Source organism: Bacillus sp. FJAT-26390 (assembly GCF_001682865.1).
In the GTDB taxonomy this organism is placed as follows: Bacteria; Bacillota; Bacilli; order Paenibacillales; family Paenibacillaceae; genus Pristimantibacillus.
This window is the reverse complement of sequence record NZ_MAQX01000011.1, coordinates 434960-460759: the sequence shown is the minus strand read 5'-3', so window position 1 is coordinate 460759 and position 25800 is coordinate 434960. Positions and strand designations below refer to the sequence as shown.

At 48.0% G+C, this 25800-nt stretch carries 17 protein-coding genes and 1 tRNA gene; 14 read left to right on the top strand and 4 right to left on the bottom strand.

All coding sequences use genetic code 11. The features are described 5' to 3' along the window. Positions 1 to 40 precede the first annotated feature (40 nt). The 9 genes from pstB to A7975_RS13615 all read left to right on the top strand — a co-directional run bounded on the left by pstB (position 41) and on the right by A7975_RS13615 (position 10231). Positions 41 to 796 carry a phosphate ABC transporter ATP-binding protein PstB gene (gene pstB, locus A7975_RS13655; protein ID WP_053377242.1) on the top strand — a complete coding sequence of 252 codons (756 nt, stop codon included), beginning with the start codon at positions 41 to 43 and terminating at the stop codon, positions 794 to 796. Positions 797 to 916: 120 nt separating this feature from the next. After that, positions 917 to 1576, top strand: coding sequence for a phosphate signaling complex protein PhoU (gene phoU, locus A7975_RS13650; protein WP_053377241.1), 660 nt, complete (start codon positions 917 to 919; stop codon positions 1574 to 1576). Between the two features lie 198 nt (positions 1577 to 1774). Then, positions 1775 to 3307: a GGDEF domain-containing protein gene (locus A7975_RS13645; RefSeq protein WP_065385446.1), complete on the top strand. Its 1533-nt coding sequence runs from the start codon at positions 1775 to 1777 to the stop codon at positions 3305 to 3307. Then, positions 3304 to 4527 (top strand): EAL domain-containing protein, encoded by a 1224-nt coding sequence (locus A7975_RS13640; RefSeq protein WP_065385445.1) that lies wholly within the window; start codon positions 3304 to 3306, stop codon positions 4525 to 4527. The genes A7975_RS13645 and A7975_RS13640 overlap by 4 nt, the downstream gene beginning before the upstream one ends. Before the next feature lie 101 nt (positions 4528 to 4628). Then, positions 4629 to 7307 (top strand): DNA polymerase I, encoded by a 2679-nt coding sequence (polA, locus tag A7975_RS13635; protein WP_065385444.1) that lies wholly within the window; start codon positions 4629 to 4631, stop codon positions 7305 to 7307. Positions 7308 to 7355: 48 nt separating this feature from the next. Then, the gene (gene mutM, locus A7975_RS13630) at positions 7356 to 8207 is read left to right on the top strand and encodes a DNA-formamidopyrimidine glycosylase (protein WP_065385443.1); all 852 of its coding nucleotides are present in this window, start codon (positions 7356 to 7358) and stop codon (positions 8205 to 8207) included. Positions 8208 to 8339: 132 nt separating this feature from the next. After that, a complete protein-coding gene (ytaF, locus tag A7975_RS13625) occupies positions 8340 to 9056 on the top strand; it encodes a sporulation membrane protein YtaF (protein ID WP_065385442.1) in 717 nt (238 codons plus the stop codon). Between the two features lie 15 nt (positions 9057 to 9071). Beyond that, positions 9072 to 9668, top strand: coding sequence for a dephospho-CoA kinase (gene coaE, locus A7975_RS13620; RefSeq protein WP_053377235.1), 597 nt, complete (start codon positions 9072 to 9074; stop codon positions 9666 to 9668). After that, positions 9665 to 10231 (top strand): lytic transglycosylase domain-containing protein, encoded by a 567-nt coding sequence (locus tag A7975_RS13615; protein ID WP_053377234.1) that lies wholly within the window; start codon positions 9665 to 9667, stop codon positions 10229 to 10231. The genes coaE and A7975_RS13615 overlap by 4 nt, the downstream gene beginning before the upstream one ends. Before the next feature lie 107 nt (positions 10232 to 10338). Here the strand turns inward: A7975_RS13615 and A7975_RS13610 are convergent, their stop codons facing one another. Beyond that, positions 10339 to 10557, bottom strand: coding sequence for an alpha/beta-type small acid-soluble spore protein (locus tag A7975_RS13610; RefSeq protein ID WP_053377233.1), 219 nt, complete (start codon positions 10555 to 10557; stop codon positions 10339 to 10341). Between the two features lie 143 nt (positions 10558 to 10700). Here A7975_RS13610 and nrdR point away from each other — a divergent pair, with 143 nt between their 5' ends. Continuing rightward, positions 10701 to 11183 (top strand): transcriptional regulator NrdR, encoded by a 483-nt coding sequence (gene nrdR, locus A7975_RS13605; RefSeq protein ID WP_053377232.1) that lies wholly within the window; start codon positions 10701 to 10703, stop codon positions 11181 to 11183. 43 nt (positions 11184 to 11226) lie between these two features. Further along, a tRNA-Ala gene (locus tag A7975_RS13600) sits at positions 11227 to 11302 on the top strand. Positions 11303 to 11850: 548 nt separating this feature from the next. On the opposite strand, the gene A7975_RS13595 is transcribed toward A7975_RS13600, so the two are convergent. Continuing rightward, entirely contained in the window at positions 11851 to 13494 is a 1644-nt protein-coding gene (locus A7975_RS13595) for a M56 family metallopeptidase (protein WP_065385441.1), read from the bottom strand. 2 nt (positions 13495 to 13496) lie between these two features. Further along, positions 13497 to 13904: a BlaI/MecI/CopY family transcriptional regulator gene (locus A7975_RS13590; protein ID WP_053377226.1), complete on the bottom strand. Its 408-nt coding sequence runs from the start codon at positions 13902 to 13904 to the stop codon at positions 13497 to 13499. Positions 13905 to 14334: 430 nt separating this feature from the next. Here A7975_RS13590 and A7975_RS13585 point away from each other — a divergent pair, with 430 nt between their 5' ends. Then, positions 14335 to 14889: an RNA polymerase sigma factor gene (locus A7975_RS13585; RefSeq protein ID WP_065385892.1), complete on the top strand. Its 555-nt coding sequence runs from the start codon at positions 14335 to 14337 to the stop codon at positions 14887 to 14889. Continuing rightward, entirely contained in the window at positions 14876 to 15568 is a 693-nt protein-coding gene (locus A7975_RS13580) for a DUF4367 domain-containing protein (RefSeq protein WP_065385440.1), read from the top strand. Before A7975_RS13585 ends, A7975_RS13580 begins: the two co-directional genes overlap by 14 nt. A 372-nt stretch (positions 15569 to 15940) precedes the next feature. On the opposite strand, the gene A7975_RS35420 is transcribed toward A7975_RS13580, so the two are convergent. After that, a complete protein-coding gene (locus tag A7975_RS35420) occupies positions 15941 to 16123 on the bottom strand; it encodes a transposase family protein (protein ID WP_082198255.1) in 183 nt (60 codons plus the stop codon). A gap of 550 nt (positions 16124 to 16673) precedes the next feature. Here A7975_RS35420 and A7975_RS13575 point away from each other — a divergent pair. Then, a complete protein-coding gene (locus A7975_RS13575) occupies positions 16674 to 24911 on the top strand; it encodes an immunoglobulin-like domain-containing protein (RefSeq protein ID WP_065385439.1) in 8238 nt (2745 codons plus the stop codon). The last annotated feature ends 889 nt before the right edge of the window (positions 24912 to 25800 follow it).

The window sequence follows — 25800 nt, the reverse complement described above, 5'->3', positions numbered from 1 at the left end:
GAGTTTAGAAAGCTGTGAACACAATTAGGAGGAGAACGATATGGAAGCACTTATTAATATTAACAAACTGAATTTGTTTTACGGCGCTTTCCACGCTTTGAAGGATGTAACGCTAACGATACCGGAGAAAGCGATCACTGCTTTTATCGGGCCATCGGGCTGCGGCAAGTCAACGCTGCTTCGTACGTTAAACCGGATGAACGATATGATTCCTGGCACTCGGATCGAGGGAGGCATCGCAATCGGCGGTACGGAAATTTACTCCAATGAAGTAGACGTCGAGACGCTTCGCAAAAAAGTGGGCATGGTGTTCCAACAGCCGAACCCGTTCCCGAAATCAATCTATGACAATGTTGCATACGGACCGCGCCTGCACGGCATTACTAGCAAGCGCGAGCTTGATGAAATCGTAGAAACAAGCTTGAAATCCGCTGTGCTTTGGGATGAGGTTAAGGATCATTTGAAGCGCTCCGCTTTCGGTTTATCCGGCGGTCAGCAGCAGCGTCTATGTATAGCTCGCGCACTTGCTGTGAATCCAAACATTTTGCTCATGGATGAAGCGACTTCAGCACTAGACCCGATCTCCACGCTTAAGATTGAAGAGCTGGCACAAGAGCTTAAGGACAAATACACGATTGTAATGGTTACTCACAACATGCATCAGGCAGCACGCGTATCCAACCAAACCGTGTTTTTCTTAAATGGCGAAGTCATTGAGTATTCGGACACAGAGAAGCTTTTCTCCAATCCGACTGATCAGCGCACGGAAGATTATATTAGCGGACGCTTCGGCTAAGCGAAACGATCTAATGAATGGAGCCTGTATACCACAGGCTAGAGCGTGCTTCACCTTACTTAAAGCCTAGACCTTCGAGGCAGGCTTGTTTCATGAACCTTTAGGAGGAATGCCGTTGTGATGACTACGCGTAAAGAGTTTGACCAAGGACTTGAGCATCTTCATAACCTGCTTATCGATATGGGTACTTTCGTAGAAAAAGCGCTCGCAGAATCGATAGAAGCGCTGAAGCTGGTTGATGTTAACCGTGCGAAGCAAGTGATTGCCAACGATCCTGTCTTGAATCAGATGGAAGAAAAAATTACGGAAATCGGATCGAAGCTGATTGCGACGCAGCAGCCGGTTGCTAAGGATTTGCGCCGCATTTTGTCCGCATTCAAAATCGCGAGCGACTTGGAGCGCATGGGCGATAATTCCGTCGATATCGCTAAAGTTGTCTTGCGCATGGAAGGGCAAGAGCTGATTAAGCCTTTGATCGATTTGCCGCGGATGGCAGAGATCGTTCAATTGATGACTTATGAGGCGATTCAATCCTTTATTCAAGAAAATGTAGACTTGGCTTACAAAATGGCGAAGGACGATGATCAGGTCGATGCGCTTTATGGCCAGATCTCGCGTGAGCTTTACTCGCTAATGATGGAAAATCCTCGCAACATTACGCAAGCGTCACTGCTTAGCTTCGTAGGCCGTTATTTGGAAAGATTCGGCGATCATGCGACAAACATCGGTGAGAGCGTCGTTTACCTCGTTACGGGCAACAGGCCGGATTTGAACGTTTAGAATGATTTAAATGATACGAAAGACCGTCTAAGCCATGACGCTTGGACGGTTTTTTTTGCGTATACAGGTCTAAAGCGCTAATCTTTTGTCGAATTTTACCTGAAGTTAATTCTTTTATGCATCTCCAATCACAATTGGCTGTTAAAGTCAGTTATATCATACAACTGAAATAGACAATGATCGATCGAGGGGATACGGATGGATGAGGTTGGGGTTGGTTTATTCAATCGAGATATGATCCGCAGCATTAAAGAGCGCTGGCATGACGGTGGTATCGGCGTTATTTATGTCCGCTTCCGAATTGGGAACGCGGCTTCTGAATCGGCATTGCAGCACTTTGAAAGCGGGGAGCCGAGACTTTTTTGGCGTCAGCGGCTGGAATGGGATTATTATTATTTATTTTATCGCAAGCCCCAGGACGAGCCGATTGATAAGCTAACGGGTAAACTGGCGGAGCGTCTAATTGAGGGACTTCGGAAGGCATGGGCCAAAGGCGGAGATGAATATGAGGGAGGCAAAGGGTTTGATGCCAGCATCGGCGTGGCGACTGCTTTTCCGCCGGCGACAGGCAGATCCTCCGAAGCGGTCATTTATCGGATGCTGCTGGATGCAATGGAGCAAACCACGCTATTGGATTCAGAGGACACGGCGCGAGATAAAGAAATTGACGAGAGCAGTCATGATAGCGTAGTCAAGCCTCAGCTCGCTGCAGCGAGCGAGACGGAAAGGAAGCGCTCACCGCTATGGCTCCAAAGCAAAACCGTCCGAATTGGCGAATTGGCAGTCCCCTTTCCGAGTGTCTCTGCCCGTGCCAGAGTATCGGAGGTTGCGTATTTATTCGATACGAATGCAAAAGCGCAAGGAGCGGTAATCATTGATCAAGGCCGGCCAATCGGCATCTTGATGAAAGAGAAGCTTCATCAAATGCTCGCCGGACAATTTGGTCTTCCGCTTTATTGGAATAGACCGGTGGAGCGAATCATGAACAATCAACCGCTTATCGTAGACGAACAGCTGCCTGTAGAGCAGGTTTCCCAGCTGGCGATGGCCAGAGATTTTTCGCAGCTCTATGATGTAGTGCTCATCACAAAGGACGGAAGGATGGCTGGAGCAGCCTCGATCCGGTCAATTCTGGAGTGCATCACGACGCTTCGGACGGAAGCTGCACGAGGTGCTAATCCACTTACGGGGCTACCGGGAAACGAGGAGATTCAGCTCGAGCTGCGCCGCCGCATTGGACAAGGTGCGCCCTTTGCGGTCATCTATGCGGATCTGGACTATTTTAAGTGGTATAACGATTGTTTTGGCTTTGGCTTGGGGGATGACCTTATCCGGTATTTGGCTGAGATCCTGCGCGAGAAGCAGAGCCTGCTCGGCAGTGAAGGAGATTTTATCGGACATATAGGCGGAGATGACTTTATCGCGGTTACGAACGCAAATGTTGCAGAACGGCTATGCCAAGCGTTGATCAAACGATTCGATGACGGAATCAAGCCGTTTTATGGCGGTATCGAGGTGACAACGGTGGAGGACCGACATGGCAATCTCATCGAGCAGAAGGGTGTAACGCTCTCATTATCGCTCATGATATGGGACGGCATGGTGCCGCTGACGAGCGAGGAAATTCCGAGGCTGGCTGCAAAACTGAAGAAGCAGGCAAAGGCAATGAAGGGCAGCGTCTATGTAAAGGATCAAATAAAAGGAATGCAACATGGAGAGGATCGACAGTGAAATTGAGACAACTTCGAGAGCTAGGGCAGCTAAGCAGCGTGGAAAACGAGAGCTCAGACTATCTCGGAATCATTTATTTATCATGGCAGATTGGGTCTGACGAACCATGCTGCAGCGCATCTTCCTTGCAGGAGAGATGGCGTGTTTTCGCTAATCGCGAGGTGGAAGCCGTGTTTAAAGGTTTTTTGCTTTACGAGGGCATGCAATGGATGAGGGAGGATTTGTTTATACAATTGCGAATCCCTGTCGGACAGCAATCTATTTTAGAGGGATGGCTGCTTGAGCTGGCACATAAGTATACGACGGAATGGGAGCAGCAATTCGCAGAAGAGCTCGGCGATTCACTTATCAGCTGTTTAGACGGAAAGCTGCTAGGCGGAATCGCGGTTGTTGCATCCGATTCGTTAACGGATGGCTTGACTTGGTATGAGGCTATGAAAAAAGCGATTTTGCATGGTCAATCGGCCGGTGCAATGGAGCATAGCCTGAAACGGAGAGCCATCGAACGTTTAATACGGGAGCGTCTTATTCATACGGTTTATCAGCCCATCGTTTCGTTGAAGCGGGAGGGGGAGATTTTTGGGTACGAGGCGCTTACGCGTACCGATGAGCGAGCTTGGTTCCCGGGACCGATGGAGCTGTTTCTTTTTGCCGATCAGGAGGGGCTGAGCTACCCGCTCGATCGACTTGCGAGGGAGAAGGCAATCGAAGGCTGCAAGCCGCTTAAGCAGGAGCAGAAGCTATTCATTAACATGATGGCGCAAATTATGGAGGACCCTAGCTTCTCTCCCGGAAAGACGCTGAACCTGCTGGAGCAGCACCGGATATCGCCGCATAATGTTGTTTTCGAAATTACGGAGCGAAGCTCGATCGCTGATTTTGGCTCCGTGAAGAAGGCTTTGGAGCATTACCGCAGCCAAGGCTACCAAATTGCAATCGATGACGTGGGAGCAGGCTACTCGTCGCTGCAATCGATTGTAGAGCTGAGGCCGGACTATTTGAAGATAGATCGGTCCATTATCCAAAATATCCATCTGGACGAGATGAAGGAGCATATTTTGTATACGCTCATTCAGCTGGCTGACAAAATGGGCATTTCGATCATCGCCGAAGGCATCGAGCTCGAAGAGGAGCTGGAGAAGGTGCGCGAAATGGGCATCGCGTACGCCCAGGGGTATTTGCTTGGAAGGCCAGCCGCCTTCGAAGGCAGCATGCAATAACAAGTAGAAAGGGCTTTCCTCTGGCAGCGATGCTTGGGAAATGCCCTTTTTGTGGTATACTTAGGGGTATGAATGATACATAAAGAAGGTGTTGATCCCATATGGAAAAATGGATGCTAATTGACGGCAATAGTATAGCTTACCGCGCGTTCTTCGCGATGCCGCCGCTCACGAATTCGGCTGGTCAGCATACGAATGCGATATTTGGTTTTACGACGATGCTGCTAAAGCTGCTTGAACAAGAAAATCCGACACATGTGCTGGTTGCTTTTGATGCCGGCAAAATAACGTTCCGCCACGAAGGCTATACCGAATATAAAGGCGGAAGGCAGAAGACGCCGCCTGAGCTGTCCGAGCAATTCCCTGTGCTTAAGGAGCTGCTGCATGCGTTCAGCATCGCGCAGTTCGAGCTTTCAGGCTACGAAGCTGATGATATAATTGGCACGCTTACGAAAGCGGCTGACGAGAAGGGCGTGCCTACCGTCGTTGTTACGGGCGATAAGGATATGCTGCAGCTTGCTTCGGACAAGGTCACGATCGCAGTTACGCGTAAAGGGGTCAGCGAGGTTGATCTGTATACGCCGGAAGCGATTCAAGAGAAATACGGTCTCGTACCGATGCAAATTATCGATCTAAAAGGGCTAATGGGCGATACCTCCGATAACATTCCGGGCGTGCCGGGCGTTGGCGAGAAGACGGCGCTGAAGCTTCTGCATGAGCATGGCTCGGTCGAGAGCGTGCTGGAAAACCTGGACAAGCTCAAAGGCAAGCTGAAGGAAAATATCGAGAACCACAAGGACGATGCCACAATGAGCAAAAGGCTGGCAACGATTTTCCGCGAGGTACCTATTGAGCAGGGCATTGATGAAATTCGTTATGCAGGTTATGACGGCTTGAAGCTGGCAGAGGCATTCCGCAAGCTCGAATTCAAGTCGCTTATCGAGCGTCTGGGGTTGGGCGCGAATGCGGGCGATATGGAAGAGGAAGCTCAGGCTGCTGCCGCTGACTTAACTATTTTTGTGATTGAGTCGGAAAAGGATGCGGATGCGCTGGATAAACTGGTTCAGCTGCTGGGCCAAACCGATAAAAACGGGCTGTATGTAGAAGCAATTGGCGAAAACCCTCATCATGCGGAGCTGATCGGCCTGGCCATTGCTACGGAGGAGGCGGTGTTTTCCCTTCCGTTCTCCGCTTTGAAGGCTCCTTTCGCAGGCAAGCTGCGCGAGTGGCTCGAGCAGGCTGACAAGCCAAAATACGGCTTCGATCTGCATAAGGTAGAGCTTGCTCTCAAATGGAGCGGGATCAACTTTGAAGGTGCGGCATTCGATGTGCAGTTAGCCGCTTATTTGCTTGATCCTACCGAGGCTAGTCAGACGCTAAGCGGGATCAATGAAAAGCAGGGACTTTCCGTCTTGCCATCCGACGAGTCCGTTTATGGGAAAGGCGCGAAGTTCAAAGTGCCGGACGCGGAGACGCTCTATCGGCATTTGGCGCTGAAGGCTGAAGCTATCCGCCAGCTGGTGCCGCTGCTGACCGAAGAGCTTAGCCGCACGGGGATGAGCAAGCTTTATTTTGACATTGAGCAGCCGTTGTCCCGCATTCTAGCAGGCATGGAGCATCTCGGCATAAAGGTGGAGAAGGAAGAGCTTGAAGCGCTAGGACGCGATCTGGAACGCCAGCTGACTACGATTATCAGCAGCGTTTATAAGCTTGCCGGAACTGAATTTAATATCGGTTCGCCGAAGCAGCTTGGCGAGATTTTGTTCGAAAAGCTTGGTCTTCCTGCTAAGAAAAAAACGAAAACCGGCTATTCGACTGATGCTGAGGTGCTGGAGGAATTAGCTCCGTACCATGAGATCATTCCGCTGATTCTGCATTACCGCCAGCTCTCGAAGCTGCAGTCCACTTACGTGGAGGGCTTGCTGAAGGAGGTTCGCAAGGACACGGGCAAGGTGCATACTTACTATCGGCAGACGATTGCGGCAACCGGCCGTCTTAGCAGCCAGTTCCCTAACTTGCAGAACATTCCGATCAGGCTGGAGGAAGGCCGCCAAATCCGAAAAGCCTTCGTTCCATCACAGCCGGGCTGGTTCATTGTCGCAGCCGACTACTCGCAGATCGAGCTGCGCGTGCTCGCCCATATTTCGGGTGACGAGAATCTGAAGGAAGCGTTCATTAATGATATGGACATCCATACAAAAACGGCGATGGACGTATTCGGCGTTTCGGCCGATCAAGTCGATTCCAACATGCGGCGCTCCGCGAAGGCGGTTAACTTCGGCATCGTGTACGGCATCAGCGATTTTGGACTATCGCAAAACCTTGGCATTACCCGTAAAGAAGCGGCCCATTTTATCGAGCAATATTTTGAGGTGTTCAAGGGCGTGCGCAAGTTCATGGACGATGTTGTGAAGGATGCCCGCCGTGACGGGTACGTGACAACGCTGCTTGAACGCAGACGTTATTTGAATGATATCAAGGCATCCAACTTCAATCTTCGCTCCTTCGCTGAGCGGACCGCGATGAATACGCCGATTCAAGGTACGGCGGCAGACATTATTAAACTGGCAATGGTGCATATGGATGCTACGCTGCGTGAGCGCAAGCTAAAAAGCCGTATGCTGCTGCAAGTACATGATGAGCTCGTATTCGAGGTGCCGCAGGATGAGCTTGAGCTTATGAAGACGCTTGTGCCTGAGGTCATGGCTGGCGCGCTTAAGCTTGATGTTCCGCTTAAGGCGGACATGAGTTTCGGTGACAATTGGTATGAAGCAAAGTAGCCCATTGGCGGGCAGTTTCGGGTATAATGGTTGTTGAGGTGAGGAGAAATGCCTGAATTGCCAGAGGTAGAAACCGTAAGACGAACATTAATTGAACTTGTAGCGGGAAAACGAATCCAATCCGTAACCGTAAGACTCCCGCGTATTATACAACGCCCTGCCGAGCCTGAACAGTTCGCGGATGCGCTTGCCGGGCATACGATCGAAACGGTCGAGCGGCGCGGTAAGTTTTTAAGAATTATTTTGGACGGGCTGGTGCTGGTGTCGCATCTTCGCATGGAAGGACGTTACGGCGTATTTCCTTCCGAGGAGCCTATTGAGCTTCATACGCATGTGATTTTTCATTTTGACGATGGAACGGATCTGCGTTATAAGGATGTGCGCCAGTTCGGCACGATGCATCTGTTCCAAGCGGGCTCTGAGCTCGAGCTGCCGCCGCTTAATAAGCTTGGCATCGAACCGCTTGAGCCGTCCTTCACGCTTGAAGCGCTGCGCGGGAAGCTGGAGAAACGTGCGACGAAAATCAAGCCGCTGCTTCTCAATCAAGAGCATATCGTTGGCCTAGGCAATATTTATGTAGATGAAGCGTTGTTCCAAGCGAGAATTCATCCGGAGCGAACGCCAAATACGCTGAAGCCAGCTGAATGGAAAAGGTTATACGAAGCGATTCGCTCGACGCTTGCGCATGCGGTTGAAGCAGGCGGATCATCGATCAAATCTTATGTGAACGGACAGGGTGAGATGGGCATGTTCCAGCACCAGCTCCTTGTCTACGGCAAGAAAGACGAGCCATGCCCGACTTGTGCAAGACCTATCGAGAAATTCATCGTAGGTGGCAGAGGCACGCATATTTGCAGCAAATGCCAGCAGCTGAACATGCCTTCCAAAGTAAAGGCTTAGCAGCAATTCCTAATCGACAAGCACAGACAAATACTCCCCGCATATGATAGATGTGTTACGAACAATGGGCGGATGACTACTCACAGCCATTAAGGTGAGCTGGCAGCCGCTGTGCGGGGAGGGACTAAAGTATTGTTCGCGCATGTTGTTTCACTATTAGTGCTTGCTTTTGCCGTTAGTTTGGACGGATTTGGTGTTGGTGTGACGTATGGATTGCGGAGAATTCGCATCCCGTTACTGTCGGTGTTGATAATAGCTTGCTGCTCTGGCATCATCATTTATTTGTCGATGCAGGTCGGAGGTTGGCTTACCGGATTTTTGTCAGAGTTTGTCGCGCGCCTGATCGGTGCTTGCGTGCTTATTCTAATTGGGGGCTGGGCGCTGTTTCAGCTAAAGCGCGGCAGGCAAAACGATGAAGCGGGCGAATCCGCTGAGGCTGCAAGCCAGAGCAGTGCGGAAGCTGCTGGAGGCGGAGTAAAAACACATGCAGGAGAAATTGCAAATGCAGCACTTGTTGTCATGGTGGAGCTGAAACGGCTTGGCCTTGTGATCCAAATCTTGCGGACGCCGCAAGCGGCCGACGTAGATAAATCGGGTACGATCTCTGCATCGGAAGCGATCATGCTTGGCTTTGCGTTATCGCTTGATGCATTTGGAGCAGGCTTAGGAGCCGCAATGATTGGATTGCCATCCTTGATTACGGCACTCACGATAGCTGCTGCAAGCGCGATTTTTCTAGTAAGCGGCATCCGCTTCGGCTTTCGTTTCTCCGCGTGGAAAGGCATGCAAACATTATCTTTGCTGCCAGGCTTATTATTAATCATGATTGGAATCATGAAGCTGTTATAATTTGAGGTGAAATGGATGAAAATCGGATTAACCGGCGGTATTGCCAGCGGCAAAAGCACCATCGCTAAAATGCTCGTTGAGCGCGGTGCGCTGCTGGTCGATGCCGATCAAGTTGCAAGGGAGGTTGTCCTTCCCGGTGAGTCAGCATTAGAGGCAATCGCCTCTACGTTCGGACAAGCCGTGCTTGCAGCAGACGGCTCGCTTGACCGCAAAGCGCTCGGCGAGATCGTATTTCAAGATAAAGCCTCGTTGGCGAAGCTCGAAGCGATTACACACCCTGCTATACGCTCGAGAATGCAGCAGCGCATACATACGTATGAGGAGCAATTTCCTGAGCGGTTGGTCGTAGCGGATATCCCGCTCTTGTATGAAACGAAGCAGGAGCATTTGTACGACGGCATTATGGTTGTATATGTCCCGGCTGAAATGCAGAAATTGCGCTTAATGGAAAGAAATCATTTGCCAGAGGAAGAAGCCAGCCGCCGCGTAGCGCTGCAAATGGACATCGAGCAGAAGCGGGAAAAAGCGGATTGGGTTATCGACAACAGCGGAACGCTTGCGGAGACGGAGCGTCAGCTAGAACAATTTTGGAAAAGTAAGTGTCTGCCATGAGAGTACTACTGAAGAAAAGAGTGATATTAGTTTTGCTGCTCGGGCTGATTACGATTTTGTTTCTTAAGTCGGATTGGCTGGCCGCTATGATGTATCCGGTTCATTTTAAGGATGACATTCGTGCAAGTGCTTCAAATTACGGGGTTGAGCCACATTTGGTAGCTGCGATTATTCGCAGTGAAACCAATTATCGGACAGGCCAGGAATCAAGGAAGGGCGCTTTGGGCTTGATGCAAATTATGCCGGATACGGCTAATTGGGTTATTCAAAAGGCGGGTTTTGAAGAGGTTACCGAAGATATGCTTAGGCATCGAGCAGATGTCAGCATCGAGGTTGGCGCGTGGTATTTAAAATCATTGGATCAGCAATTTAATCACAATAAGATCGCCGCTATAGCCGCATACAACGCAGGGCCTGGAAATGTAAGGAAATGGCTTGACTCTGGTGTATGGGACGGTAAAATAGACTCGGTGAAGGAAATCCCTTTTGGCGAAACTAGGCACTATGTACAGAGGGTTGTATACTATTATAATAAATACAAGGATTTATATCCGACCTTCTGATGAACGATTATACCGAATATGCAAATACAACGAAGCCTTGGAGGCCCGTCACTTCTTGGACGGGCCCTGCCAAAGCATCCTTTATTCATACAACATGTAATGAATCATTATTTGTATTGGCCAGCAAGGGATTGCTCGGCAATTTGCACTAGGCGACGGGTAATGTAACCCCCGATGGAGCCAGCGTCTTTTGTAGCCATGTTGCCGTAGTATCCGTCTTGCGGAATTGCGATGCCTAGCTCTTGAGCAACTTCATATTTCATTTGGTCAAGTGCAGCTGTCGCTTGTGGTACTACTAGTTGGTTACTGCTGCGGGATGCGCTCATGTATGTTCACCTCCTTGCGGTTGGTAAAAGTATTATGTGCAAAAATCAAAACTTCATTACAGGAATTACTTGGAAATTAAATTAATTTGAGAAGAGCCCATTTCAAAGGCTCTTGCTGACTAAGAAAGGAGGCAATACGCAGCATGAAATGTCCATATTGCGACTATGCCGGAACAAAAGTATTGGACTCGAGGCCGGCTAACGAAAACAAATCTATTCGTCGCCGCCGTGAATGCGAAAAGTGCAGCCGCCGCTTCACGACCTTCGAAATGATTGAAGAAACGCCTCTAATCGTCATCAAAAAAGACGGAAGCCGCGAAGAGTTCAGCCGAGACAAAATACTACGCGGTCTTATCCGCGCCTGCGAGAAGCGTCCCGTACCGGTAGAACGCCTCGAAGTTATTGTATCCGAGGTTGAGAAGGAGCTTCGCACAACGGCACATGCCGAAGTTGACAGCAGCGATATCGGCGGCATTGTCATGAACGAGCTTTACCCCGTTGACGAGGTAGCCTATGTCCGCTTCGCGTCTGTTTACCGCCAATTCAAGGACATCGATATGTTCATGAAGGAGCTCAACAACCTGCTGTCCAAACATCCGCTCAACGGCATGATAGATAAAGATTGACAATTTTGGCGACGCTGTGCTAAGATCAATCTTGTCGTCATTTGGGGCCTTAGCTCAGCTGGGAGAGCGCATCGCTGGCAGCGATGAGGTCAGGGGTTCGATCCCCCTAGGCTCCACCAAACACAAATTTTAACACGCCAAATTTTGGCGTGTTTTTTTGTGTTTGGTGGAGCCCTTACAGGTGGCGAACTCAGGGGTTCAGTCCGCGCGGACGAAATGGGTGAGTAAGCTTCGTCAGCCATTTGATCAAGATTCGGACATCCCATGGTGGAAAGACGAGTAGCCGAGTAGTATCCCCCAGGCTCCACCAAATAAACAATTCACACCACGTCCTCTGGACGTGATTTTCTGTTTACTATGGTGGATGCGCTAAATGGGGCAGACGGCGCGTACGAAGCGTGAACGTAGTAGCATGGCATCGAAATTTACCGCTGTGCTTTGCTTCTTTTGGATAAGATCAGGGGAAGGTTATTAATAGATATTTCACCATGTGCAAATTAGTGAATTATTGAAGTATTTTACCAAGGTTCAACTTGTGAAAAAAACCAGTGCGACAATCTGATGTTCAGAATGCTGCACTGGTTATTTAACTATCTTTCTCCGATTGCCCATTTGTTGCCCTACGGCGCTGAGAAAGCAGTTGATAACCTGCAGTCGTTCAGCTCATTCACAGAAAAGGATTAATATTCATGATAGCTCCAGTGGATCGGTCCAAAGATACATGAAAACTGCCATCGCTAATAAGATTGCCTGCGGAAGAAGGTTTAATTTCAAATAAAATAAGAGAGTCATTGGCGTAGCTATGCTCGATTGTTGTGATTTGTACTTCTTGAACACTAACGTCCAGGAATGGTTGAGCCAACTGAATCGCTTTCTCTTTACTTTGGTCTATTGAAATCCACTGTTCTTTTTGTGTTCCATTTCTTTTTTTTAATTCTTTCCATGCCATCATATTGTTGAGACCGATTATTTTATTATTCTGACCAACCCATACACGCATACTGTCATCTGTGGTTACATATGATGCAGTGGCTACTTCTCTCTCATCTGGTATAAGTGAAAATCCAGTCAGGTTAAAATACTTCTGCAATACCAGAGTAGCTTCTTCCGCAGTATTGACTGTCAGGCTTTGGATTTGGCCGCCTCCAGGCTGCGATAGCTTTACAACTTCAACTGTTTCTTTTAATTGGGCATTCCCTTGAGCATTTACTAATGAGAATGAGCAGACAGTTAATAGCGTTACAATTCCTAATACAGATAAGCGAATAGAATTTTTCTTAAAATGTTTAATCATGAGAATTCTCCTCTTGAGATGCTTGTAATTACCCGATAATCCGACCAAACCTGGATATCTCCGGGCTCCTGCATAATGCTCCAATAAATTAATGATCGTCTGACCGTACGCTGCTTTTTGTTCAGCATGGATGTAGGACAGGGCTAATGCATCACAGGCTATTTCTTGATCTGCCCGCATTCGTGCGTAGACAACCCACATAATCGGATTAAACCAATGTAAAATAACCAGAACATGCATGAGCCAATTCATCGCAACATCCCTGCGCTTGATATGTGCCAGTTCATGATTGAAAATATAACGGAATTGATCGGCATCCATCGAACGAATCAACGAACGGGATAATAAAATCCTTGGTTTCATAAACCCATAAACCGCAGGACTCGGCACTTCATCTGTTTCGGTCAGAAGAATCGGTTGTTTGACCGACATTTGGCGTTTGCATTGCTCGAATACTTGTAAGACCGCCGGATTGGTTACATGGGGCTGTTTTTTAATTCGTCTATACACGTTGATATTGGCTATAAGGGTTATAAGACTTAACACTATGACCCCTAGCAACCAAACAAACAACAGCATGTCTCGCAGCGTTATTTTGGATAATAGATTCACAAACGATTGCATGGCAGGGATTTCTTGCTCAGGAACGTTTGCAGCGGAATGAACTGTGACGTCGGATGAACCTTTGAGTGTCCATCCGCTCGGAGAATCCTCGTTATTCTTCAACTGATTTCTTTGTTCATAACGATTGGAAATATCATAGAGCGATCCTGAAAGGAATTCATTAGACAACGGCTGCTTAATTGGAAGTAGATTGTACACGCTGTACGAGCTCTCGGGTGCCCAAGGCAATACGAGCCGAATGACAACAGGAAACCATAGGAAATAATGCCACTTCGGCTGCAACTTGTTTCTGAGCATCCATTTGATCATGACAATGAGAATAACCAGCACACTTGCCATCAGCGAAGCCCGAATCACCCAGTCGAAAAAAACCTGCATATACACATATGTCATGGCTATATGCCTGTCTTCGATTTGTTATCATCGTTTTTGTTATCATCGAATAATTGTTTCAGCTCATTGATTTCCTGTTCCGTCAGTTTTTTCTCCTGCAGGAAGTTCGCAAGCATCGGTTTAATGGCTCCACCGTACAATTTTTGCAGAAAAGTTTTGGTTTCACTTTGCAAATACTCATTTTCTGAAACCAATGGATAAAACATTTGGGCTCGTCGCGATTCATCTTTGTTGATTCCAACCGCTTCTTTCTGCACCAGGCGGTTAAGCAGCGTACGAATCGTCTTCGGACTCCAGTCCATTGTTTCCGTTAGTTGTTTAACAATTTCGCTGGATGGGCATTCCTCCTTCGCCCAGAGGATTTTCATAACTTCCCATTCTGCATCTGTGATTTGTGGTAATTTAATCATTCTTGAAACCTCCTGTTACATGTAAAAGGATCACAATTGTAGGCCTGAAATCCATATACTACACGTGTAGTCCTATTATGTCAACGAACGTCTCGTACCATTCACTTCCTATAACGACGAAAATAATAATTATTATAATGTGTATTACCCCTAGGTGGGAGAGCGCATCGCTGGCAACGAAGAGGTCATCTAGTGAAAATAGTGTTAGTATAAACGGATATGGGGGATCTTTTAAACCAAAGATGAAGTCGAAAAGCCGCATCAACAGTCATACTGTACATGTGGCTTTTATCGTTTGAAATTCAAGCAAGAAGGCGTATGGTGAATTAAGCTCAATTTCGCGAAATCTTTATTGGACTGTCAGATTTAAAGCGCAGTGCAGCGAAAAATGCGCTCAGGCCGTCTAATAGGTGGAGGTGATAATTCAGTGATGCCGGCCGGCTCGAATAATAAGGAAAATTTCCCGAAAGATCCCTCTCAAGCTCTAGAGCAGCTGATGGAAAGCTTTGGCTCGACGATCATGCGCACCGCTTATTTTTATACCGGCGATCGGCATTTTGCCGAGGATATCAGTCAGGAGGTGTTTCTTCGCGCTTATCGCAACTGGAACTTGTTTCGTGGAGATAGCGCGGTTAAAACCTGGTTGACGACGATCGTTATCAACGTTTGCCGGGACAAGATGGGCGTGAGGATGTTTACGGAACAGCCGACCGATCCCAGCCTGATGGAGCGGGGACGGATATTCAACGTGGAAGAAGAAGCGCTTAAAAGATTGCAGAAAAGCGAGATTTTGCGGCATATGCTGCTTCTGCCTCTGCCGTATCAGGAGGCTTTGTATTTATATTATTATCTGGACTTGGACACACGGGAAATTGCGAAAGCGACGTCGTCGCCCGAGGGTACCGTGAGAAACAGACTGCACCGGGCGCGCGAGGCGTTGGCTCGGGAAATGCGCAAGGAGGAGACAACCGATGACGGACATTGAGCGTAATTTACGTCAACATTTGCAAAAGGAGTCGGATGATATGTTGTTTTCTAGAATGGAATTGAGCGATAGCGTTAAACAGAAGATCAGGAAACAAGCCGCCGCGGAGCAGAGAGGCCGCGCCCGATTCGTTCTTCCGAAAGCCTGGCTTGCAGGAGCGGCAGCGCTGGTCGCGGCAGTCGTCATAGTGACGGGATTGCCGATGCTGCAAGAGCCCGCCGCAGTCCCGACGCCAACGGATAATTCTTCGGGAATCGTGCTGCCCGGAAACGGAGGAGCCACGGGTTCGGAGTTGTCCCAATTGATTACGACTCCGTTAGGAACGGCGGAGGCAGCGAAAGCAGCTTTCGGTTCCGGTGTGCTTGTTCCTCAAGTCGCCCCGGAAGGCTTCAAGCTGGCTGAGATCGTCGGCGTGGGAATGAAGGACCAACCGCTCAGAGATTTAAACTTCACATACAGCTCGGGTGATAAGACGGTGACGTTCAGCGCGAGCCGCATGCCGGCGGTGTTCCCGACGGACCTGTTCACACAGACCAAAGTGGGCGGAGCGGACGGCTTAATTTTCGAGCAAGCCGAGTTCACGGAGCTGTTCTGGGTGGCTGACGGCATTCAGTATGGCGTGTCCGGTCCGATTTCGGGCGACGAGGCCATGAAGTTAGCCGAATCGGTGGAGCCTTAATGAGTTGATGAGTGTATATTGTAAATGAATTGAACGCTCCACCCGTCGAATGCTAGATAAATTGGGGTAGTGTAATATCCCCATACGGGAGAGCGCATTACTGGCTGCGATGAAGTCAGGGGTGAGGGTCCCCCTAGGCACCTCCAAACAATTAATTCAAACCACTTCATCTGAAGTGGTTTTTTTGGTGTAGCCTATTTGCTTCAGAAGATTACAGGAGGAATTGAAATTTAGGATTGGAATCAAGATTGAATTCAATCTACGGTTGAGCCAGTTCATTGGAACGATGGGGTAGGGGTTGACGAACTGGTAGATTCGAAAATGACAAGTTGAATTGTGATTGGGGACGATACCACATTATCTGTACAAGCGTCACCTTATTACAAGCGTTACCTTATTACAGCTTTTGCAGCTTGTTCTTGGCACTCTGGCATGCATATAGGTTTTCCAATTCCAGAAGTCGAGATGCCGCCAAGTTTTCCGTTCAACATCGTAGACCTTGCTTGTCGACCCGCAATTCGGACACGCAAATTCGGTTCTGCGTTCAAAGTTGATAAATAAGTGCCATGCCTCGTCTTGACCGTCGTACTAGGTATGTGTTAACTGCCAGTATAGCGAGACAGCATTGCGTATTCATCAAATTAATATTGCCCCCGTAAAGGATAAGACTACCTCATTGGAACTTTATTTCAACACTCGTATGATAAGATAAGTCCCCAATATACAAATCGTGTTCCGGGAACTTATTACAGGGTTGAAAGAAGTAGTGAGATTACGTTATTTGCACGTACGCTTATCGCTCTTTGAATCCTGTTATTTTTTTGAACTTGTGAAAACGCTAACATCGAGTCGATTATGGACGGATGCGTTTTTACAAGATTGGATATATGGAATAGGAGAGGTGATGCGGCGGCTAGCATAAAAGCGGGAAAGTGTTGTCAGCCTACACATGAGGGGTTCATATCGGGTAGTAAAGGATCACTTTTTTTGTGCACTACATAAAATCATAGAAAGTTTTGAATTTGGTATTTAAGGGAAGAAGATTTTATAGAGTTATGGGATCTCTTCAAAACCTAAAAACAGGATATATGGAGGAAATTCGAGAATGATAAAAAGACGGTTATTAGCATCTTTACTTGTGACAGCGATGCTACTTACTTTGTTTTCTCCGCCTATGGCAGTCAGTGCGGCATGGGGAGATGACGTATCTCTTTTGACTGTAAATGCAGGTGCAGATGGTAATACGGCGGCATCCGCCGATGCGCCGGACGGACAGAAAGCGTGGAGTTTAAATACCGGAACCTCAAAGGGCGGGGGGCCTTGGGATAACCTCTTCACGCCGAGCGTGGCGCCTCTTAGAGATGTATCCGCTTACAAAGACGGCTACTTCGTTTTCGAGATGTATGTTCCAAATGCGAGCTTTAAAAATATGCAAGGAAATAACTGGCTCGTCATCGTAAGCGACAGCAATCCCGCCGCGGATAAGTTTAACGCCGATTCTCGTCTCCAACTTGATGTAAGCGGGGTCACAAATGCAGCGGTGGGCACATGGGCGACGGTCTATACGAAGTTATCGACGTCAAGTGCCGTAGCCGGGAATTTCAATGACGCCTGGCTAGACAAAGTAACTAGGCTTGCTATGCATCTGCAATGGGATACTAATGTCCCTAGCACCGATGTTTTCATAAAAAACCCTCGTTTCCAGAAAAGTACGTTAAGCGTTCCGCTTTCGCCGTCAACGGCTCCCGCACTTGACGTAGCAACAAAAACAGTAACTGCGAACGCACCGGCTAGCGGGCAAGCTGTGGAGTTCGCAATAAGCGAAGATGGGATCGCTCCCGCAGCCGGCTGGGTGGATGGAAGCAAAAATGATAATGTTTATTCTCATCAATTTGCCACATTGCCTTCAGCACAGACCTACTATGTATTTGCGCGCGCGAAAGCAGACAACAGTTACAACTTCATCGGCGCATCTTCAAGAATTACTGTAACGTCTATTGACGAACAAACATTGGTAAATGAGGCGGCGGCGTCTCTGACATGGGATATGATTAAAGGTAGCAATACTTCGAATAACGATGTAAAATCACAACTCAGTCTTCCGGCAACAATAGGAACAACTAACGTAGCATGGGCTTCGGACAATGCGGCAATAAGCAACACCGGAGGCGTAAATCGTTTTTGGAATAGAGAAATAGACAAAACCGTAGTACTCACGGCGACAATAACGAAGGGTAATGCAAGTGCTACGCAAACTTTTACCGTGACGGTGAGAGCCGTGCCGGCGGAGGTCAACGCTCGGGCTGCGACATATTTTCCTAATATAGAAGAGGGAACGAACAACGCTATTGCGCCGGACGGAAATAACGCGGTTAAGTTGGGAGCTGGAAAAATAGGCGCCGGCGCTGAACGGCTTTGGGATGCCCGCTTTGTTAGCAGCAGTGGCAATCAGGATTTATCAGCTTACGCGAATCAATATTTTGTTTTTGATATGTATGTTACGCATACAGACCTTTTAAAGCTCAGTGGCAATAACTGGATCGCCATGGCAAGTGGCGGTAACAATCTTGACACCAATTCGCGTCTTAACCTTAATGTTAACGAAATCAAAAATGGCCATGTTAATGAATGGATTACTGTTTATGCGCAATTATCAGCAGCCAATTCTCCGAATGGTTTCAATCCCGTTAATTTGGACACGGTTCAGGCAGGGAGATTGCAAATGCAATGGTCTTCCGTGCCCCAAGGCGACATCTATATCAAGAACCCGCGTTTTCAGAATACCGTGGATTCGCCGAAGCCTATTCCCACGGCTGTTGAGACAACCGACAACATTACGCTATCTTCAGCAGCGCCGACAAACGGTCAGGCTGTGCAGTTCGCGATCAACACCACCGGTAACGCTCCTGCGGTCGCCGATTGGACGACGGCTACTCTGGGTACAGGCGTTTATACTGCGGCATTTACAAAACCAACAGGCAACATATATTATACATTCGCACGCACGGCTCAAAATACGCAATATCCTTTCGCAGGAACACATACAAGAGTTAAAGTGGAGCATCTTGACGACAATCAAGCAATATCGGACGCAGCAAATAAGCTGACATGGGACACGATCAGAAATTCGAATGTTATTCAATCCGAAGTAAGAACGGGGTTGACTCTTAAGGCAACGGGTGCGAACGATACTGCTATAGTATGGTCGGCTGAACCGGCAGGTATCATAAATACCGCAACTGGCAGTGTAACTCGCGACCCTGACGTAGGAAAAGCCGTAACCCTTACGGCGAAAATAACCAAAGGTAATGCAGCACCTGTTAATAAAATTTTCAATTTGACAGTAGCCAGTACGACTAACGAACTTGCTGAAGTGTTCATTGACTTCAACGATCCTGAATCATTTGATGCAGTCGATACAATTGGAAGCGGTTTAGGCGACGGTGGAGATCCGGCTGGACCTTACAAAGGACTACAAGGCAGCGGCATAGGCATCAGCCTCATCGGAGACGGCGGTACCGCAGTGGATGTAGTCACTCAAAGCGGCGTAGACGCTGTGAAAGTTGGCAACTTTATGTATGTAATTGTAGACGACCTTAAACTTAAGCAAGCAAACAAGGTCGAATTAGCGGTCACATACTGGAGACCAAGCGCAACGGGCGGTATTTCGTTACAGTATAACACCATATATCCCGGCGGTTTCTCTGGATTTGAAGCGTATAGATCAGCGAGCATTCCGGCGGCAGGAAGCGGAAACGCTTGGGTGACTTCAAAGGTTGTGCTTAACGGAGCTAATTTTGCGATAGGAGCACAAAATCAAGGAGCACACTTCCGTATCGGTGCAGCCGGAGCGATCATACAGAGCATACGAATAACCGAAATTCCTCCAACGGATGAAGAAGCGGTAAAGCTTGTTTCGGACGCGCTGACTTGGGACGCTATCAAGGGCACGAATACCAGACAGGATCTGGTTGAAACCAATTTGAATCTTGCTAAGGTGGGTTCAGCGAGTACGAGCATTGTGTGGACATCTACCCATAACACGGTGATAAACAGCAACACCGGCGCAGTAGATCGTCAAGGAGCCAATACAGTCGTAACTCTTACGGCGACAGTAAGCAAAGGAACGGCAACACCGGTTGTTAAAACATTTAATATAGTCGTTCGCGGAACAGGAGCCGGAACCGACGAGGATGCGGTAAACGATATGTTGAATAAACTGACATGGGATTTAATCAAAGGCGTGAATGCTTCTGAGGCTAATGTGACAACGAACTTAGTTCTCCCGACAATGGGTGAAAATATGACGGATATTACATGGACGACATCCGCTGCTACCCTCATAACCGCTGCAGGCGTGATACCGACAAACCGTCCGGACGGCGGCGGTGAGGTAACGCTCACGGCGACGGTAAAAAGAGGTCCGGTAGCCGCTCCTGTAATCAAGACTAAAACATTTGTGCTCACAGTTCCGGATAGATATGATTACGCAAAACATATGAGAACGGCAATTGTTCAGGAACACGACGCGAAAGATTGGGCGATATCGGACTTTAACGTACTCGCTTTCGGCGCGAAAACAGCAGAGATGGCAGAAGCGGAAGGCTTAGTTGATTTCGATAACAGAGAGGCTTTCCAGGCGGCGATTGATGCGGCTTATAATGACGGCGGCGGCGTAGTCTATATTCCGGCGGGAACCTATGCGTTCCATACGGAAACTACCGGCACAATAAGCGTTCAAAGCAAGACAGGCAGTACCACTTACGAATATAAACAAGTTTTAAATTTACGGGCAGGCGTACAGCTCCGCGGGGAATGGGATAATCCGGATGCGGACGATTACGACGGTAAAATCGACGGAACCATTCTCGCAGTCTATGCCGGACATAATTCCGCCAATTATGACACGTATGTTGACTCTGACGAGAGAGAAAATCAGACAGGCGGCAAAAAAGTAGCTAACGTGTCCGATAGATTCATAGACATGGAACAAGGAACAGGTGTAACGAACCTTTCAGTATGGTATCCGAATCAAGATATTAATGCTACAACCACTGTTGAAAAGAGGAACGCAGATGGCCAGAAGACAGGGGAATTTGAGGACATAAAAGGAATTCCGTACCCGTGGACGTTCTATCAGAGAACTGGAAACAGCGTGACGCTTGATAACGTTACTCTTGTAAACGCTTGGGGAGGATTCATTTCCCTGCCGAGCGAAATGCATTATGTTGTGAACAGCAATATGACGGCACTCTACAAGGGCATCGTGGTTCACACCTGTACAGACATCGGACGTATCGAGAACGTTGACATTGACCCGAAATACTGGACGAATTCAGGTCTTGACGGCGCACCGTCTCGTTCGGACGCGGCAGCGTACACAAGAGCGAACGCTACCGGATTCATGATGCACCGATCAGATTGGGAATATGTCTCGGGATTGAATATTTCCGGGTATAAGACGGGTATGTGGATCGGTAGGGAACCTGGCGGCGACGAAGCTCCGAACGCACAGTTCTACGGATTGAAAATCGAAGACAGTCAAACGGGCATATACATTGACAACGTTAACGGTTTCGGTCTGCTTTTCTCGAACTCGGAAATCGGAGGCGACACGGCAGTATATTTCAACGAACGTTTCGACACTTCTGTTCAATTCAACGGAGTTGCATTCAAAGGTCCGATTGTAAGCAACGCCAGAGGCGGAGTTATATCCTTTGAGGATAGCACGTTCGACGAATATGACAATTACGCGCTGAACTTCCTGGGCCGAGGCAACGCATTAGTCAGTCAGAGTAACTTCAAACAGGCAGACAAACATGCACATTTCGGAGCAAACTTCGGAACATTCAAATCGGTAAATTCCGGTTATAACCTTAACATCGAGAGCGCTAACCTAGCCGCTCACATCGATAAACTTGAACTTGACGTTAAGGCTGACGGTAATAACACCGCTGTACAAATCGTTAATGATGTTGATTATCTGTTTGAACCTATTCCGAAAGACGTAAAAACAGATATTGACGTACACCCGAGACCTACATCAAGCGCAGTGCTTAGACTTGACTTCCCGCGCTCGTTAACAGGAAACGCGCCAACCGTGGATATATCTGCAAAGCTGCAGGAAGCTCTTGACTATATTAAAGCTAATCACGGCGGCGGCACGATATATTTACCGGGCGGAAGATATAGACTGAATAGCCCCGTCATCGTTCCCGAGGGTGTTGAACTCAGAGGAACATGGGACGTACAGCACCATACACAAGGCGGCGGCACGGCTATATTTACCGCTTACACCGGTGGCGCTCAGGGAGAAAACGGAAATTCTTTAATTCAGCTTAAGGCAAACGCAGGTCTCAGAGGACTTAATATTGCGCAAACGAATATAACCAGCGTCAATCTCGACAACCCGAACCAAACTTTAAAAACACCGTTTTTGGTACAGGGACAAGGAGCAGGCGTATATGCAATCAACTTAACGATCCCGATAGGGGATAAAGGCATAGACCTGGCTTCATATAAAACCGATGGTCACTATGTTGATTATTTAGGAGGCACGCTCCTCAGAGCAGGCATTTGGGTCGGAGGAGGCGCGGAAGGCGGATTTATCAGAAATATGCAATTCAATCCGCATTACGCTTTGAGACTTCCGGGAGGTCAAGGATATTCGGCACCTACCGGCGATTTGTACGGATTCGTGCAAAGATACATGAGTGCGCTCAAATTCGCCGATGTGGAAGACCAGACGATTTTCAACAATTTCGTTTTCGGTTCGGTATACGGCATACACTTCCTGAAAAGAGACTTGGGGAACGGCGAATTCGCATACCCCGGAAAAATGACGATGATTGGTCACGGTTCGGACGGAACCACGTACGCTCTCTATGTGGAAGACGCGGATGAACACACCAAAATAATCGCGATCAACTCGGAATTGGTTAATACGAACATCACAACGGAGCCGAATAGAGCGTATGTCAGAATGGGAGATGCAGCTAATACTGTGAAAATCCACCAAGACGCTGAACTTGTCCTGTACAACAGCGCGTTCTGGGGAAGCCCGACCGTAGCGGGAGCGATCGTAAATAACGGTATTGTTCGCTTACAGCAAGCAAACTTCACTCAACTGCCCGGCAATAATCCGGGTATAGATGTCCATGGCGGTAAGGCGCATGTATACACTTCTTACTTCCAGCCGTCCAAGAACGGCCAGAATAATAATGTGTATGCCATGCTGCGCGAGAGCGGCACATCGATAGAACTTAGCAACAATTATTACGCATCCGGTTTGAGAAACAGCACCCCGGCGGGCAATCCTTACGGCATTTACGGCTCGGATTTAATTGCGGAACCGTTTGTATTTAACCTAACCAAAAACGGGGATAAACAACAATTCAACGTTAAGTATAATGTCGGAGGAAGAGCCTCTGCACCCGGAACATTGACGATTGTTTCCCCGGCTGCCTATGCTAAAGATCTCACTCCTATTAAATTTAACGCGCTTGCGGCAGGCGAATCCGTAACCGTAGATTTACCGTATTATGTTGCAGGTCTGATCACATTTGAGCTTCATCTCGAAGACGGAAAAACATACACCTATACGGCAAAACTTGACTCGGCTTACGCTGAAAAGGCAAGTTCTGCAGGCGCAGAAAATCCGGCAAAGAGTGCTGCAACTCCGGCATTTGTAATGGACACCAAAGATTATGTCACTTCGGGAACGTGGGATGGTCCGCAAGACCTCAGCGTAGGATCGCATTTCGCATGGGATGACAGCAATTTATACGCGTACATTGTCGTTACTGACGACGTGCACTTCAATAGCCAGACCGGAGGCAATATATGGAGAGAGGATAATTTGCAGTTAGGCATTGATTTACGCAATCCTGCAACGAGCAGTACTACGCGGAATGAATTGGGGTTCGCGCTCACCAATGACAACAAAGATGTAATATGGGCTTGGACTCGTCCCACAGGCGCCAATGCACCGACTGCTCCGATAACTGATATCGCGGCAAAAATTACGAGAGATGAAGATACTAAAACGACTATTTACGATTTAAAGATTCCGTTTAATACTGTTCATAATAGTCCTGCATCGGAGCTCGCGAACGGCAGAATCGGAATATCAATCATGCTCAACGAATCTGACGGCTCGCATGAATCTGACAGTACCAGATCCACCTTTGAAGTTGAAAGCGGACAATTAAAAAATTCAAATTCATTTACAGACGTATATCTGTTAGGCGCAGGCAAATACAACGAAATGCTTGAAGCATCGGCAAGGGCTGCCGTTTCAAAGGCTCTCGCGTCTGGATCAGCTGCCCATATCGCTATGGCCCGCAACTTTGTCACTATTATGGCAGACGGCGAAGTTAAGACGGATCTTCTTAACAAAATCAAAGATACCGATCAGGATAGCGAAATCAGCCCAGCTGCTGCTGAATTTGATTTGAACCCTAGCAAGCAGCAAGCAGCTACAATAAAGCTGAAACTTAAAGGGAATACACTGACAGCCATTAAGAACGGCAGTACTCAGCTGCAGGCCGGAACTGATTATGTTGTGAATAGCGATCAGATAACGGTTACGACGGCTTACTTGGCGAAATTACAAAAAGGTACTGCGAAGCTAACGTTTGAGTTTAGCGCAGGACAGCCGCAGGTGTTGACGATTACAGTAGTTGATACAACGCCTGACAACAACAACGGCGAAAACAACAACGGTAACAACAACGGTAACAACAACGGTAACAACAACGGTAACAACAACGGTGGCAACACCGGCGGAAATCAAGAGAACCAGATTGAATTGAAGGATATTGCTGGACACTGGGCAGAAACTGCGATTCGTAAGGCGGTGACTAAAGGTTTTGTGGTTGGCTACAAGGATCAAACCTTCAAGCCAAATGCAGCGGTAACCCGTGCGGAATTTGCAGTGATGTTATCCCGCGCATTGACTGTACAAAGTGATGGAAAGCAGCATGCTTTTAATGATGGGGCTGACATTGCTCCATGGGCAAAAGAAGCGCTTCAGCAGGCAGTATCAGCGGGAATTTTAAGCGGCTATGCGGATGGGACGCTGCGTCCAAATAGCGGTTTGACGCGCGCTGAGCTTGCGGTTATGATTGCTCGTACTTTGAAGCTGGAAGACCAAAAGGACAAAGCAGCAAACTTTACCGACCATGCAAAACTGCCAGAGTGGGCAAAGGGCGCGATTGGCGCAGTAGCTGCAAAAGGGATAATGCAGGGCAAGGAAGGCGGCAAGTTTGACTTCAATGCAGTGGCAACCAGAGCGGAAGTAATTACAATTCTGCTCCGTATTTTGGAGCTGGATGAGAATTAAGAAGATCATTCAGCAGAATTGTTGCCAGCGGATCGTAGAGTCTTAATCAGTGAGGATGTCAGCGGCGATTAGCCAAGGCTGACATCCTTTTTATTTGCCTTTGTATGGTTAGGCATTGAAGCGCCATTACAATGGCTGCGCGTACTTGTCCTGAACACTTAATCACCGTAAAACGCAGCGAATAAAGACCGCCCTCGGGTTGTCTTTTTTAATTGTGGATCATGGTTAAATCCAGCAAGCAGGTATAATTATAGGGTACCCCGGGGTTCAGTCCACGCGGACGGAATGGGCGAGTAAGCATCGAAGGATATTCTGATGCATGCGGACCGAGGCTCCGTTATTTGTCCGAATTTTTCATTTTGAGTGTGTAAGAGGACAGGAGAGACGCTATTACCCATCAAACGAGTGAATTCCGTGTGTTTATGAGTGAATAGCGGAATCTCAGTCCACAATCGTCATATTAAATAGATGATTCCCATTAATAACGGAATCTCTGTCCTCCCAATATCCTCCCGTGTTTCCGCTGCACGACTCTTTATTATGGTTTTAGGTGCAGGTTTGGTGGTGACAGCATGCGATATCGAGTATGTGCAGACTACCCAGTTAATGCAAAAGATGTGCCCCATCTCATCTACCGATCGCTTACCTAAGAGGGCTGGCCGGTTCCTAAAGCGCTATTGGACGCACAACTCGGTTAAAATGCAACATCTACCTAATTTGTATTAGTGGCATAAGGTGAATTAGTAGTGGCGCTTAGGCTAGTTCGGAATGAAAGATGAATGATACTTTGAGAACTGCTCGCCGTGAAAACCCAACAGTCCGCATTATTGTTCAGTATGGCCGTAGGATGGTGCGTCATAATTAATATCAGGCTGGCATGACGCTTATT

Excerpts from the sequence above, each read along its gene's own strand:
- A7975_RS13590 (WP_053377226.1), bottom strand. The coding sequence starts at position 13,904 with ATGATTAAATTACCACAAATCACAGATGCAGAATGGGAAGTTATGAAA.
- nrdR (WP_053377232.1), top strand. The coding sequence starts at position 10,701 with ATGAAATGTCCATATTGCGACTATGCCGGAACAAAAGTATTGGACTCG.
- A7975_RS13580 (WP_065385440.1), top strand. The coding sequence starts at position 14,876 with ATGACGGACATTGAGCGTAATTTACGTCAACATTTGCAAAAGGAGTCG.
- A7975_RS13585 (WP_065385892.1), top strand. The coding sequence starts at position 14,335 with ATGCCGGCCGGCTCGAATAATAAGGAAAATTTCCCGAAAGATCCCTCT.
- phoU (WP_053377241.1), top strand. The coding sequence starts at position 917 with ATGACTACGCGTAAAGAGTTTGACCAAGGACTTGAGCATCTTCATAAC.
- A7975_RS13645 (WP_065385446.1), top strand. The coding sequence starts at position 1,775 with ATGGATGAGGTTGGGGTTGGTTTATTCAATCGAGATATGATCCGCAGC.
- pstB (WP_053377242.1), top strand. The coding sequence starts at position 41 with ATGGAAGCACTTATTAATATTAACAAACTGAATTTGTTTTACGGCGCT.
- coaE (WP_053377235.1), top strand. The coding sequence starts at position 9,072 with ATGAAAATCGGATTAACCGGCGGTATTGCCAGCGGCAAAAGCACCATC.
- mutM (WP_065385443.1), top strand. The coding sequence starts at position 7,356 with ATGCCTGAATTGCCAGAGGTAGAAACCGTAAGACGAACATTAATTGAA.
- polA (WP_065385444.1), top strand. The coding sequence starts at position 4,629 with ATGGAAAAATGGATGCTAATTGACGGCAATAGTATAGCTTACCGCGCG.
- A7975_RS13610 (WP_053377233.1), bottom strand. The coding sequence starts at position 10,557 with ATGAGCGCATCCCGCAGCAGTAACCAACTAGTAGTACCACAAGCGACA.
- A7975_RS13595 (WP_065385441.1), bottom strand. The coding sequence starts at position 13,494 with ATGACATATGTGTATATGCAGGTTTTTTTCGACTGGGTGATTCGGGCT.
- A7975_RS13575 (WP_065385439.1), top strand. The coding sequence starts at position 16,674 with ATGATAAAAAGACGGTTATTAGCATCTTTACTTGTGACAGCGATGCTA.
- A7975_RS13615 (WP_053377234.1), top strand. The coding sequence starts at position 9,665 with ATGAGAGTACTACTGAAGAAAAGAGTGATATTAGTTTTGCTGCTCGGG.